Origin of the sequence: Pelistega suis (assembly GCF_013133795.1) — a bacterium.
Lineage (GTDB): Bacteria > Pseudomonadota > Gammaproteobacteria > Burkholderiales > Burkholderiaceae_B > Taylorella > Taylorella suis.
In genome coordinates, this window is record NZ_JABGBN010000001.1 from 488982 (window position 1) to 502211 (window position 13230).

The following is a 13230-nucleotide window of genomic DNA, read 5'->3' on the forward strand; positions in this document are numbered from 1 at the left end:
AAAATGCAACACTCAAAAAAATGGTTAAAAATTGCTTTGGTCGCATTGCCTGGTCTAGTATTGACATTACCAGAGGCAGAGGCACAAAAAGTATCAACAACTAAAAAGCAGCAAACACAGGGGAGTTTTGCTGATGGTATCGCAGCGATTGTGAATACTGATGTAATTACACAAAAAGAAGTAAATAGTCGTATGTCGACTATGCGTGTATCAGGAAATCCTCAGTCACAAGAGGCTGTCTTATCAACCTTGATTGATGAGCATTTAATGAATGAACAAGCGAACTTGTTTGGCATTCGTATTACTCCTGATCGTGTTCAGCAAGCATTGATAGGAATTGCTGCTGAAAATGGCATGACCTTAGCACAGTTACAAGCGGCTGCTAAACAACACGGCATAAACTGGGATGATTATACGGCCAATATTTCTCAACAAATTCGTATGGATGAGCTACGTACACGAGTTGTACAGTCTCGTGTGCATGTGAGTGAGTTTGATGTGGATGCTTTCCTTCGTCAGCACCCAACAGGCATGTACCCAGAGTATAAACAAGCGATTAAATATGAACCTCGTTATGAGAAACGTGAGGTAGTTGAGCGTAGTTTTGACCCTAAAGCAATTGCATTCCAACATATTTTTGTTCGAGTACCTGATAATTCTTCTCCAGAGGTGGTGGAGGCTGCACGTAAAAAAGCCAATGAAGCTTTAGCTAAACTTCGCCGAGGACAGAGTTTTGAGAGTGTAGCAAGACAGTATTCTGAGGGGCCTGAGGCGCAAAATGGCGGTAACTTAGGTATTCGCATGAACGAGGATTGGCCTGTATTGTTTATGAGTATGACTAAAAAGGTTCAAGATGGTTCTACGACAGGGGTTTTTAAAGCACCGAATGGTTTTCATATCCTAAAAGTTGTTGAGCGTCGAGGGGTAATTAATGAGCGTCGTAAAGTAGTGAGTGTACGCCTGCCTGATCCTCCTCAACCTCAATTATCACCACGCGAGCTAGCGGCTCGTCATAATGGACCAGTAGAAGTGACAGAATCTCATGTTCGTCATATTTTAGTACGTACTACGCCTGTATTCTCTGATGCACAAGCTAAAGCGCGTATTGATGAGATTTACCAACGTCTACAATCGGGTGAGCCGTTCGCTGATGTTGCATTGAAATACTCACAAGATGCCTCAGCTCCATTAGGAGGCGATATTGGGTGGTTAGCACCAGGTCAAGCAGACCCAGCTTTTGAGCAAGCTACCTTTGCTTTACAACCTGGTCAGGTGAGTGGTCCTGTGCGTAGTCAATTTGGTTGGCATATTATTGAAGTTCTTGATCGCCGTACCGAAGATAAGCAAGCACAAATTCGTCGTGATTTAGCGCGTGAGACTTTGTATCAAGAACAAGGCGAGAATATCTTACAGGATTGGTTACGTCAATTGCGTACACAAGCCTATATCGATAATCGCATTACTGGCGAAAAGACAATCCGTTAATAATGGCTCAACATAAAGCACGTAAACGCTTTGGTCAGAATTTTTTAACTGACCAAAGCATTCCTGAGGCGATTGTTCGCGCTATTCATCCAGAGTCCTCGGATACTATCGTTGAGATTGGTCCGGGACTTTCTGCCTTGACTAACCCTCTATTGGAGAGGGTTGATCATTTACGTGTGGTGGAAATTGACCGTGATTTAGCGGCTCGATTACGTCATCACTATAGTCCAAAGCGACTTACCGTGATTGAGGCAGATGCGTTAACAGTCGATTTCAGTCAATTTGGACAGGGTGTACGTATTGTTGGTAATCTACCTTACAATATTTCTAGCCCCTTATTATTCCATTTAATGGAATCAGCGGATTATGTCCGTGATCAGCATTTTATGCTACAAAAAGAAGTCATTGATCGCATGGTGGCTAAACCGGGTGATAGTGACTACGGTCGTTTGTCGGTGATGTTGCAGACGCGTTATAAGATGTATTCCTTATTTGATGTACCACCAGAGTGTTTTGACCCTCCACCTAAAGTGATGTCTTCGGTGGTGCGGATGATTCCTTTGGGGGCAGATAGACCAGTCGCTCAAGACCCTGTCATGTTTGCTCGTCTTGTTACGCAAGCCTTTGCCCAGCGCCGTAAAATGCTGAGAGGCTCACTAAAAGATTGGCAAATTAATTGGCAAGCACTAGGCATTCCTGAAACCGCTCGTGCAGAAGAACTAAGTGTGATGGACTTTATTCGAATGTCGGATTTTTGTAGTCAGCAAAAATCATAAGACAACGTAATTCAGACTTTCTAATAGTGCAAATCCCCGCATTGAGCGGGGATTGTTCTTTCTATATAAGTATCTAGGTACTAGTGCAGGCTTATAGGAATACTAGGCTTAAAATCCAAACAGTGATGATACCAGCAATACCTTGTGTTAGTGTGGCGACTGTTTGAGCCTTATAAGCAGTAGCTACTTTCATGCGGCTAAATTGACTCACGACCCAGAAGAAGCTGTCATTAGCGTGAGATACTGTCATACCACCAGCACCGATAGCCATTACTGTTAATACACGACCCATATCAGAGTCTAAACCTAATTGTGGAAGCATAGGAGCAACGAGTGCAGAAGTGGCTACAAGTGCAACAGTTGTCGAACCTTGTGCTGTTTTAAGTGCTGCTGCTACGATAAATGGCATAAAGATACCGACACCTAAGCTAGATAATGTTTGACCGAGATAGTCACCAAGAGGTGTAGCTTTTAAAATGGCGCCAAATGAACCACCTGCCCCCGTAATGAGTAGGATGGGTGCGGCAAGTACGATACCTTCGACAACTACTTTATTAAACTCATCCGCTTTGCTGCTGCCTTTTAATAGACCTAAAGCGGCAATTAAACCGGCTAATAGGGCGACAACAGGTTGTCCAAAGAAAGCCAGCACTTGTGCAACAGTACCTGTGCCTAATGGTTTGCTTGGGAAGGCAACAATTGTGCCTAAGCAGATTAAAGCGATAGGCAGAATAATGGGTAAGAAAGCGGCTGTTGCAGAAGGGAGTTGACCGTAGCTTTTACGAAGTTCTTCTGTTTTAGCTAATTGATCAGAGTGAATTTCTGGGAGTAGTTCAATGTCTTGTTTTAAGAAACGATTCGCCCACCATAAACCAGCCATAGCGGTTACAAAGGCAACAAAAAGACCGACTAAAATAACAAGGCCTAAATTACTCTCTAAACCTAGATTCGCTGCTGCTGCGATAGGGCCTGGTGTCGGTGGAACAAAGGTATGAGTAGCATAAAGACCTGTTGCTAACGCCACGCTCATGGCCACTAGAGAGACTTTCATCTGTTTAGCGAGTGCTTCTTTTAATGAGTTAAGAATAATGTAACCAGAGTCACAAAAAACAGGAATAGATACAAGATAACCGATGATAGAAATGGTAAGCGTAGGGAAACGTTTACCCATGACTTTAATCACGGTTTCAGCTAAGGTAATGGCAGCGCCTGTGCGCTCTAAAATAACACCAATAATGGTACCTATTGCAATAACCAAACCAATACCGCCCAGAATACCACCAAAACCAGTAGCGATATGCTTGACGATTTCATTGCTAGGGACTTGATAGGCAAAACCACCAATAAAGGCAGCACCAAGTAAGGCGAGGAATGGATGAAGTTTTAGCTTAGTCGTTGCCAATACAATAAAGGCAATGAGCAGTGCTAGTATTAACACGAGTGTCATAGTAAGCTCTCCCTGTAAAGAGTAATGTTTTAAGTATTAAATAAAATATAAATCGAAAATTCTATTCAAGCAATAGAGGAAAATGCGGATAAGCTTATACTACCTTACTCATCCATAGCCGGATTAAATCATTGGTTTTTTGTCGAAGTAAAGGAGCACATTGTTGCATCGATTCTTGTAATGTTAATGGTCCACTACTGATACTAAAGGCGGCGGTTAAGCCTTGAGAGTACAAATCTTGATAATGTCCATGTACGGCACCACCTAAGGCAATCAGGGGTTTTTTATACTGTTGACTGAGGGAAGCAATACCGGCGATTGTTTTTCCTTGGAGGGTTTGAGCATCAATACAGCCCTCACCCGTAATCACTAAATCAGCTTCTTGGATATGTTTGGCAAGTTGTGAGTATTCGGCAATGACATCAATACCTGGTTTGAATTGTGCATTTAAAAAGGCTAAAGCAGCAAATCCTAGACCACCAGCAGCACCTGATCCTGCAGCTTGGCTATAATCTTTTTGTACGCATGTAGCTACCAGTTCTGCATAGCGTTGATGATGGGTATTTAATTCGATAACTTGTTCTGGGGTAGCACCTTTTTGAGGACCAAAAATATGAGAAGCACCTTGTGGGCCATATAAGGGATTACGTACATCTGAGGCAAGAATAATCTCTAAAGATTGTAGTCGTTTATCTAAAGAGGAAATATCAATGTGATGAATGTCTGCAAAGACTTTTGGGGTTGGTTGGTCAATCAGCTGAGCATTTTTATCATAGAATTTGACTCCCAAGGCATTCACCATACCTAGGCCAGCATCGTTTGTAGCTGAGCCCCCTAAACCTAAAATGAGACGCTTTATTGGATAGTTAAGGGCTTCTTTAATAAGAAGACCCACACCATAGGTGGAGGAGGCATAGATATCACGGTTTGCTTTGGGAATTTGCTCTAGACCTGCAGCAGATGCCATTTCGATAACGGCAGTGTCTTCTTCAATCAAAGCCCATTGGGCGGTAATCTCTTGTCCTAGTGCATTGACTGTCGTGTGTTCGATTAAACGACTATTAGTACTTTGAGCAATAGCGGCGACAGTCCCTTCGCCCCCGTCAGCCATAGGGATACAGTAGATGGTGGCATCAGGGACTGCATCCAGAATGCCTTGTTTAATAGCAATCGCAGCATCTGCGGCAGAAAGACTTTCTTTAAAAGAATCGGGAGCAACAACAATAATCATAGGACAAGAGAGCGTAGTATTTATTAATCGTGTAAGCCTTTACCAGTCGCATTCATATCTTTGCGCTCGATAAATTCAATTTTATAACCATCAGGGTCTTCTACAAAGGCAATCACTGTGGTACCGCCTTTGACCGGGCCTGCTTCTCGAGTCACTTTGCCACCTGCTTTTTTGACAGCTTCACAAGCAGCATAAGCATCAGGAACTCCGATAGCGATATGACCATAGGCAGTACCCAAGTCATAGCTTTCTACCCCATAGTTATAGGTCAATTCAAGTTCGGCTTGTTCTGGATTTGCTGCAAAACCTAGAAAAGCTAAGTCGTATTTGTACTCTGGATTAGAGGAGGTGCGTAGTAATTTCATCCCTAATACTTTGGTATAAAATTCAATTGAACGTTCAAGATTACCAACGCGAAGCATCGTGTGTAAAAATTGCATAGTCATCCTTTTAGATAGGTTTAGGTCAGAGTATGTAAACTTTGTTGCTTAATCGCTTTTTTATGTGGTTCATAATTAGGCATAATAGTAGCGACTTCTTGCCAGAAAGCTTTACTGTGATTCATATGTTTTAGATGGGCTAACTCATGAGCAATAACATAGTCAATCTGCTCGGGGGATAGATGGATCAAACGCCAGTTTAAACCAATAACACCTCGGCTATTACATTGCCCCCAACTTTGTAGTGCGTTACTCAATCGGAAGGCATGAGGTTTGCGACCAGTGGTCTGATAAAACCATGCTAAGCGATGTTCGAACCATTGATAAGCTTGTCGTTTTAACCAGAATTCACAGGAGTCTTGAATACTTACACCGTGATGCGGGTAGATGATATTATCGACTAAGAGGATATCACCATCTTGAGGTGCATTCACCTCCCCCAAAAAAAGAGGGGTGTCATGCGTAAAATGCTGTTTTAGCTCAATAGTACGACCGAGATAACGAATGGTTTTGCCTAGTTCCCAATGATTTAAGGAAGGAGGGCGAGAGGCCTCTATTTCCGCTAGTTTATTGATAAACCATTTGGCAAATTGACGAAGATAGCGTTCGGCCGTACTAATAGGCTCGCTGAGATTGGCATGCACAACGACCCCATCGTAGCCCACTTTAACCTTAAAGCGTACGCGACGGATACGTTTTAAGGTGTAGTTAATGGTGCCGTGCGTTGTGCGAACACTATGATAACTGGTCTGCATATATTTCAGGATTGAGTATACGCATTTCGGCTTCAATCCAGTCTTCCACACGTTGGTTGAGTTCTTCAGGACTTAATCCTTCGGGAGAAATAACAGGACCGATAGAAACGGTGATTAAACCCGGTTTTTTTAGGAAGGCTTGACGTGGCCAACACATACCTGCATTTAAGGCAACAGGTACGACAGGGCATTGTGCATGGACGGCAAGACGAGCACCACCGAGTTTATAGCGTCCTTTTTGACCCACAGGTATACGAGTTCCTTCTGGAAAAATGACGATATTACGATCTTCTTGTAGTCGTTGCGTACCTTTTTCCATGACTTGTAGCATGGAGTCTCTACCAGCACTGCGATCGATAGCAATTTGTTGAACGCTTGCTAATCCCCAGCCAAAGAAGGGAATATAGTGCAGTTCTTTTTTATGGACATAAGTAAGACTTCGTTTGAACATTAATGGGAAGAAAATGGTTTCCCATGCGGATTGATGTTTTGCGAGATAGAGAGTGGCCTGATCGGGAATGTTTTCTGTACCCTTTACTTGATACCGAACACCACAGATGACTTTGAGGCCATCAATAATTAAGCGATTCCAAATAGTGATGAATTTCCAGCGCCAAGTTAAGGGGAAAATAATAAGAAAGCCAGAAAGAATACCAAAAATAATGGTGAAAATACCGAGATAAATCGCAAAGATGGTAGAGCGAATGTAAATCATAGAGGGATTACTCCTCAAGAAGTTTTTCAACGACTTCTGATAAATTAGAACTCATGAGTGTACCAGCAGGGAGATTGCCATTTGCTAAGGTTTTTTGACCATTACCAGTAAGTACTAGCCATGTTTTAAAACCCGCAGAAGTGGCGGCCTGTAAATCACGTAAGCTATCACCAACAGCAAAAAACTGTTGGGAATCAGTAATGCCATAACGTTTTTTTATTTCGTTAAATATGCCTGGTAAGGGTTTACGACAATCACACTGTTCATCGGGGTGGTGAGGGCAGATAAAAAAAGCATCAATACTCGCGCCAAGTGCTTTGAGTTGAGATTGAAGTTTTTTGTGCATTGCGTTGAGGTCGTGGATAGTAAACAGTCCGCGACCTAAACCTGATTGATTGGTCGCTACAACGACTTTATAACCCGCATGATAGAGCTGAGCGATTGCCTCAATACTTCCCGGTAAGGCAATCCACTCATCCGCATTTTTAACGAATTCGGCACTTTCGTGATTGATTACGCCGTCTCGATCTAAAATGATTAACTTCATTGAGCGAGTTTCGATAAGTCAGCAACCAAGTTCATCGTTGCATGTAGTTTATTTAAAAGTGCTAAACGATTTTGACGCACTGCAGGGTCTTCTGCCATTACCATCACATCGTTAAAGAACGTATCGACAGCATCCCGTGTTTTTGCCACACTTTGTAAAGCTTGCGTAAACTCTGCTTGAGCAAAATGTGTTTGTGCAACTGGTGCAACCTCGTCAATGACTTTTGCTAATGTGATTTCTGCAGCATCTGTCAGTTTTGTGTTATCAACGGTTCCGACGTCGCCTTCGACTTTCTTCAATAAATTACCAATGCGTTTATTGGCAGCAGCAAGACTGCTCGCTTCAGGTAATGTACTAAAGTGACTTACTGCATTCACGCGAGCGGCTACTTCATCTAAATCTGGATTTAGTGCCAAAACAGCATCGACCACAAAACGGTCATTGTTTGTTTGTAATTGATGGCGTAAGCGTTCAAAAATAAAGTCTTGGACTTCAGTTGCTGTTGCTTGGTTAATCTCGATGTTTTCTTTGCTAAATAAGCTTTGTGCAAATTTGAGTAAATCAATGAGTTTGAGTTTGTCTGCACGGTTAAAGACTTGTGCTTGCTGAAGTGCATCAAATGCACTAATAATGCCAAGTGCAGCACGGCGTAGAGCATAAGGATCACGTTCGCCTGTCGGTAATAAGCCAATTCCCCAAATGCCGACAAGCGTTTCAATACGCTCTGCAATAAAGAGGGCAACGCTAGTGAGGTTATCTTCTGATACGGGCTTGTCAAAGCGAACAAGATATTGGTCTGCAATTGCCTGAGCTACAGAAGGGTGCTCGCCATCGCCTTTTGCATAATAAGCACCAATAATGCCTTGCAATTCAGGGAACTCGCCGACCATATTAGAGGTAAGATCAGCTTTTGCTAAGAAAGCGGCACGATCTGCTTGTTCACTATTAGCACCGAGTTTTTCTGCAATATAGCGAGCTAAAGCACGGACACGTTCGACACGCGCAAGCTGAGTACCTAATTTATTGTGGTAGACAATAGTACCCAATTGATCTACTCGACTTGCTAATGTTTGTTTGCGGTCTGTATTAAAGAAGAACTCAGCATCAGCCAAACGAGGGCGTACAACACGTTCATTACCCTCGATAATATTGTGAGGGTCTTGTACTTGCATATTGCTGACAATGAGGAAGCGATGGCTAAGTTTGCCTGTATTCTTATCGAAAAGAGGGAAGTACTTTTGGTTTAAACGCATGGTGAGAATTAAGCACTCTTGCGGTACAGCTAAGAACTTCTCTTCAAATTGACCCACATAAATGGTTGGATGCTCTACTAAAGAAGTGACTTCTTCTAGTAAATCTTCAACAGCAGGCTCATTGCCAATGCTTAAATTCAGTTCTTCTGCTTTTTGTGTTAGCGCTTGGCGAATCATTTGCAAACGCTCATCGTACGAGGCAATGACCATACCTTCTTGAGCAAGTTGTGTTGCATAGCTAGAGGCATTATCTAAATCAAAAGAGACTTTGCCCATAAAGCGATGCCCATGCGTTGTTTTGCTAGAGTCAAGACCTAAAGCGGTCACGGGAATTACATCACTACCATAAAGAGCAACTAAACCATGTGCAGGGCGAACAAACTTGACCGTTGTCTTACCGTCTGCCAGTTGATAACGCATAACCTTAGGAATTGGTAGGTTTTCAATAGCTTTATCCACAACACTTTGTAAGTGCTGAACAAGTTGAACGCCAGCGGCTTTCCCCTTAGCGACAAGATAATCTTGTTTACCGTCAGACTCTATTTGTAAGTCAGCTACCGATAAGTGTTCTAGCCCTTTGCTTGCTAACTTCTTGAGTAAAGCTGGTGTAGCAGCACCATTGGCATCTAAACCGACTTTGACCGGCATAAGTTTTTCGGCAAAGTCTTGTTCAGGAGCCTGTGCTAGCACATTTTCTACACAAACAGCAAGGCGACGAGGTGTAGCAAAACTTTGGAACGCCGTACCAGCTGTGATTAGGTTAACCTTAGTAAGGTCACCAACAATACTTTGTGCGAATGCCTCACCTAAGCGACGTAGTGCTTTTGGCGGTAATTCTTCAGTAAATAATTCAATCAATAAAGGTTTTGTGGTCATGATTATTTTGCCTCCGCTAACATAGGGAAGCCCAGTCTTTCACGAGAATCGTAGTAGCATTGAGCAACAGCACGCGATAGATTACGGATGCGACCGATATAAGTCGCACGTTCAGTTACACTAATCGCATTGCGAGCATCTAATAAGTTAAAAGTATGTGCAGCTTTTAGGACTTGTTCATAAGCGGGTAGAGCTAATGGATTTTCGAGTTCCATTAGACGTTTGGCTTGTGCTTCGTAGTCATTAAAGTGAGCGAATAGCACATCAATATCCGCATATTCAAAGTTGTATGTGGACTGCTCCACTTCGTTTTGGTGGAACACATCGCGATAGTAAATTTTGTCACCATTAGGACGAATTGTCCAAACGAGGTCATAAACACTTTCAACATTTTGGAGGTACATGGCGATACGTTCTAAACCATAGGTGATTTCGCCTGTTGTAGCAGAACAATCCAAACCGCCAACTTGTTGGAAATAGGTAAATTGCGTGACCTCCATACCATTTAACCAGACTTCCCAGCCTAGCCCCCAAGCACCTAGTGTTGGGTTTTCCCAGTCGTCTTCGACAAAACGGATATCATGCTCCTCCGGATTGATACCTAACGCTTTTAATGAACCAATATACAAATCAAGGATATTAGGAGGGGCTGGCTTTAAAACCACCTGATATTGATAGTAATGCTGTAAACGGTTTGGATTTTCACCATAACGACCGTCTTTAGGGCGACGTGATGGTTGTACATATGCCGCAAACCAAGGTTCAGGACCAATCGCTCTTAAAAAGGTAGCTGTGTGAGAAGTGCCAGCACCAACTTCCATATCATAAGGCTGTAATAAGGCGCAACCTTGTTCACCCCAATAGTTTTGTAATGTGAGAATAATTTGCTGAAAGGTAAGCATATAAAGTTACTCAGACGTAAAAATAAAATAATGCTTAATTCTAGCATGTAGGTTACAAATATTGCATAAGAATACAGAGGGGCGCATATTAATAGTAAATAGGGTGTATTAAGGTTTATCTGTATTTACAAGTTCGATAGAATTTTTTACATTGTTAGAAAAAATGATGATATTGCAAGGAAAAGGCTTAGTCTTTCTTGCAAATGTAGAAAACCTTATTCAAGAAAAGGAGTCATAATGACAACGGAACCATTAGTTATTTCTGAAAAGATTGGTCGCGTGTTAGTAATCACTATTAACCGCCCAGAATCACGTAATGCATTGACGTATGATACCTCTTTTGCTTTAGCAGATGCGATTGATGAACTGGATCGAAATCCTGATTTATCGTTAGCGATTCTACGTGGACAGGGCGAGCATTTTTGTGCAGGAATGGATTTAAAAGAGTTTGCTAAGACACAACGTCGTGCAGTGGTTCCAGGTCGTGGTTTAGGTGGTTTATGTGAGGCACAACCTAAGAAGCCTTTAATCGCTGCTGTTGAGGGGTATGCTTTGGCAGGTGGTTTTGAATTGGTCTTGGCATGTGATTTGATTGTAGCATCTAATACCGCTAAATTTGGTTTGCCAGAAGCTAAACGTGGTTTAGTTCCTGGGTCTGGCGGTATGTTGCGTTTACCACAACGTGTACCGTATCACATCGCCATGGAGTTATTGTTGACAGGGGATATGTTAGATGCAAATCGTGCGCACCAATTAGGCTTGATTAATGAATTGGTAGAGCCAGGCAAAGCGTTGGATGCAGCATTGGCACTAGCACAACGTATCGCAGCTAATGGTCCACTATCACTTAAAGTGATTAAACAGGTGGTGATGGAGTCGCAAGGCTGGTCACCAGAAGATATGTTTGCACTTCAGCAACCACGTATGGCGCATATCTTTACTTCTCATGATGCTAAAGAGGGAGCGACAGCCTTTGCAGAAAAGCGAGCACCCGTTTGGAAAGGTGAATAAGTGAAGGATTTTTTATAAAGCGAATATTATTTTCTCTCTTGTAAAGTAGCCGAGCTCCCAATAAATGCAGTATGATGTAGGCAATCTATTTTATTACTGAATTTATTGGGAGTTTTTTATGGCAGTCGTCATCAAAGAAGCCGATTTAGTGCAATCAATTGCCGATGCGGTGCAATTTATTAGTTATTATCATCCACAGGACTATATTCAACATTTGGCACGTGCGTATGAGCGTGAGCAAAGTCCTGCAGCAAAAGATGCTATTGCACAAATCCTAACAAACTCTCGTATGTGCGCTGAAGGACATCGTCCTATTTGCCAAGATACAGGTATCGTCAATGTATTCTTAAAAATCGGTATGGATGTGAAGCTCGAGCTTAGCAAAACATTGCAAGAAGCCTGTGATGAAGGTGTTCGTCGTGGTTATCTTGATCCTGATAATAAACTGCGCGCCTCTGTATTAGCTGATCCGATTTTTGAACGTAAAAATACGAGAGATAATACGCCTTGTATCGTATCAGTAGAACTTGTTCCGGGTAATACGATTGATGTTCAAGTTGCTGCAAAAGGTGGTGGTTCTGAGAATAAAACGAAATTTGCTATGCTAAACCCTAGCGATAATATTGTGGATTGGGTATTAAAAACGGTTCCTCAAATGGGGGCGGGTTGGTGTCCTCCAGGGATGTTAGGCATTGGTATCGGTGGTACAGCTGAAAAAGCGATGTTAATGGCGAAGCAAGCCTTAATGGAAGATATCGATATGTATGAGTTGCTTGCGAGAGGTCCTCAAAATAAACTCGAAGAATTACGTATCGAGCTGTATGAAAAAGTGAATGCCTTAGGGATTGGTGCGCAGGGTCTAGGAGGTTTAACGACTGTATTGGACGTTAAAATTAATACCTTCCCAACGCATGCAGCCTCTAAACCCATCGCGATGATTCCAAACTGTGCAGCTACGCGTCATGTGCACTTTGTGTTAGACGGTAGTGGTGTGGCTGAGTTACCTGTTCCTTCTTTGGATGCTTGGCCAGATGTGCATTGGGCGCCTGACTATAATAAATCTACTCAAGTGAATTTAGATACCTTAACAAAAGAAGAGGTGGCTAGCTGGAAACCAGGTCAAACATTATTATTAAACGGTAAGATGCTAACTGGTCGTGATGCGGCACACAAACGAATTCAAGATATGTTAGCGAAAGGTGAAAAACTCCCTGTCGATTTTACAAATCGAGTGATTTATTATGTTGGTCCAGTTGATCCGGTGCGTGACGAAGTGGTGGGGCCTGCAGGTCCAACAACAGCGACGCGAATGGATAAATTTACCGATATGATGTTGGCTAATACAGGTCTGATTGCCATGATTGGTAAAGCAGAGCGTGGACCGGCTGCGATTGAATCTATTCAAAAGCATAAATCTGCTTACTTGATGGCAGTAGGTGGCTCGGCGTACCTTGTATCTAAAGCTATTCGTAATGCTAAAGTAGTTGGTTTCGAAGATCTTGGTATGGAAGCGATTTATGAGTTCGAGGTAAAAGATATGCCGGTGACTGTAGCAGTGGATGCTTCAGGTACTTCTGTACATACCACAGGTCCAGCCGAATGGAAAATTAAGATTGAGAATCTTAAAAAATAGTACATTTTTACAGTGATGCTATAACGAGGAGGGTGAGCCGAGGAAGGTTTACCCTTTTTAATCGTCGAATGTTATTTTCCAAAGTCAAGAAAAAAATAAAATGTGAACAAAATAAAAGCAGTTTTTGCAAGATGGTAATATGTTTGCACCAAGTTGATG

At 42.4% G+C, this 13230-nt stretch carries 12 protein-coding genes; 4 read left to right on the plus strand and 8 right to left on the minus strand.

The features are described from left to right. Window positions 1-3: 3 nt before the first annotated feature. Entirely contained in the window at window positions 4-1485 is a 1482-nt protein-coding gene (locus HKX39_RS02310; RefSeq protein WP_171679685.1) for a peptidylprolyl isomerase, read from the plus strand. Between the two features lie 2 nt (window positions 1486-1487). After that, the gene (gene rsmA, locus HKX39_RS02315; protein ID WP_171679686.1) at window positions 1488-2261 is read left to right on the plus strand and encodes a 16S rRNA (adenine(1518)-N(6)/adenine(1519)-N(6))-dimethyltransferase RsmA; all 774 of its coding nucleotides are present in this window, start codon (window positions 1488-1490) and stop codon (window positions 2259-2261) included. Window positions 2262-2352: 91 nt separating this feature from the next. Here rsmA and HKX39_RS02320 read toward each other — a convergent pair whose 3' ends face one another. The 8 genes from HKX39_RS02320 to glyQ all read right to left on the minus strand — a co-directional run bounded on the left by HKX39_RS02320 (window position 2353) and on the right by glyQ (window position 10427). Further along, the gene (locus tag HKX39_RS02320) at window positions 2353-3708 is read right to left on the minus strand and encodes a GntP family permease (protein ID WP_171679687.1); all 1356 of its coding nucleotides are present in this window, start codon (window positions 3706-3708) and stop codon (window positions 2353-2355) included. A 94-nt stretch (window positions 3709-3802) separates the two neighbouring features. Then, window positions 3803-4939 (minus strand): glycerate kinase family protein, encoded by a 1137-nt coding sequence (locus tag HKX39_RS02325; protein WP_171679688.1) that lies wholly within the window; start codon window positions 4937-4939, stop codon window positions 3803-3805. A 23-nt stretch (window positions 4940-4962) separates the two neighbouring features. After that, window positions 4963-5379, minus strand: coding sequence for a lactoylglutathione lyase (gene gloA, locus HKX39_RS02330; protein ID WP_171679689.1), 417 nt, complete (start codon window positions 5377-5379; stop codon window positions 4963-4965). A gap of 20 nt (window positions 5380-5399) precedes the next feature. Then, window positions 5400-6134: a M48 family metallopeptidase gene (locus tag HKX39_RS02335; protein ID WP_171679690.1), complete on the minus strand. Its 735-nt coding sequence runs from the start codon at window positions 6132-6134 to the stop codon at window positions 5400-5402. Next, on the minus strand, window positions 6115-6849 hold the full coding sequence (locus tag HKX39_RS02340; RefSeq protein ID WP_171679691.1) for a lysophospholipid acyltransferase family protein: 735 nt from the start codon (window positions 6847-6849) through the stop codon (window positions 6115-6117). Before HKX39_RS02340 ends, HKX39_RS02335 begins: the two co-directional genes overlap by 20 nt. A 7-nt stretch (window positions 6850-6856) precedes the next feature. Beyond that, window positions 6857-7396, minus strand: coding sequence for a D-glycero-beta-D-manno-heptose 1,7-bisphosphate 7-phosphatase (gene gmhB, locus HKX39_RS02345; protein WP_171679692.1), 540 nt, complete (start codon window positions 7394-7396; stop codon window positions 6857-6859). Then, window positions 7393-9525 (minus strand): glycine--tRNA ligase subunit beta, encoded by a 2133-nt coding sequence (gene glyS, locus HKX39_RS02350; protein WP_171679693.1) that lies wholly within the window; start codon window positions 9523-9525, stop codon window positions 7393-7395. The genes gmhB and glyS overlap by 4 nt, the downstream gene beginning before the upstream one ends. 2 nt (window positions 9526-9527) lie before the next feature. Beyond that, a complete protein-coding gene (gene glyQ, locus HKX39_RS02355) occupies window positions 9528-10427 on the minus strand; it encodes a glycine--tRNA ligase subunit alpha (RefSeq protein WP_171679694.1) in 900 nt (299 codons plus the stop codon). 237 nt (window positions 10428-10664) lie between these two features. On the opposite strand from glyQ, the gene HKX39_RS02360 reads away from it, so the two are divergent. Together HKX39_RS02360 and HKX39_RS02365 are read left to right on the plus strand one after the other, a co-directional pair. Beyond that, on the plus strand, window positions 10665-11438 hold the full coding sequence (locus HKX39_RS02360; RefSeq protein ID WP_171679695.1) for a crotonase/enoyl-CoA hydratase family protein: 774 nt from the start codon (window positions 10665-10667) through the stop codon (window positions 11436-11438). 118 nt (window positions 11439-11556) lie between these two features. Continuing rightward, window positions 11557-13071, plus strand: coding sequence for a fumarate hydratase (locus tag HKX39_RS02365; RefSeq protein WP_171679696.1), 1515 nt, complete (start codon window positions 11557-11559; stop codon window positions 13069-13071). Window positions 13072-13230: the final 159 nt, after the last annotated feature.

What these genes read in the sequence shown, in the direction of transcription:
- rsmA (WP_171679686.1), top strand. Translation starts at nt 1,488, where the DNA reads ATGGCTCAACATAAAGCACGTAAACGCTTTGGTCAGAATTTTTTAACT.
- HKX39_RS02340 (WP_171679691.1), bottom strand. Translation starts at nt 6,849, where the DNA reads ATGATTTACATTCGCTCTACCATCTTTGCGATTTATCTCGGTATTTTC.
- HKX39_RS02365 (WP_171679696.1), top strand. Translation starts at nt 11,557, where the DNA reads ATGGCAGTCGTCATCAAAGAAGCCGATTTAGTGCAATCAATTGCCGAT.
- HKX39_RS02310 (WP_171679685.1), top strand. Translation starts at nt 4, where the DNA reads ATGCAACACTCAAAAAAATGGTTAAAAATTGCTTTGGTCGCATTGCCT.
- HKX39_RS02335 (WP_171679690.1), bottom strand. Translation starts at nt 6,134, where the DNA reads ATGCAGACCAGTTATCATAGTGTTCGCACAACGCACGGCACCATTAAC.
- glyQ (WP_171679694.1), bottom strand. Translation starts at nt 10,427, where the DNA reads ATGCTTACCTTTCAGCAAATTATTCTCACATTACAAAACTATTGGGGT.
- HKX39_RS02360 (WP_171679695.1), top strand. Translation starts at nt 10,665, where the DNA reads ATGACAACGGAACCATTAGTTATTTCTGAAAAGATTGGTCGCGTGTTA.
- HKX39_RS02320 (WP_171679687.1), bottom strand. Translation starts at nt 3,708, where the DNA reads ATGACACTCGTGTTAATACTAGCACTGCTCATTGCCTTTATTGTATTG.
- gloA (WP_171679689.1), bottom strand. Translation starts at nt 5,379, where the DNA reads ATGCAATTTTTACACACGATGCTTCGCGTTGGTAATCTTGAACGTTCA.
- HKX39_RS02325 (WP_171679688.1), bottom strand. Translation starts at nt 4,939, where the DNA reads ATGATTATTGTTGTTGCTCCCGATTCTTTTAAAGAAAGTCTTTCTGCC.
- gmhB (WP_171679692.1), bottom strand. Translation starts at nt 7,396, where the DNA reads ATGAAGTTAATCATTTTAGATCGAGACGGCGTAATCAATCACGAAAGT.
- glyS (WP_171679693.1), bottom strand. Translation starts at nt 9,525, where the DNA reads ATGACCACAAAACCTTTATTGATTGAATTATTTACTGAAGAATTACCG.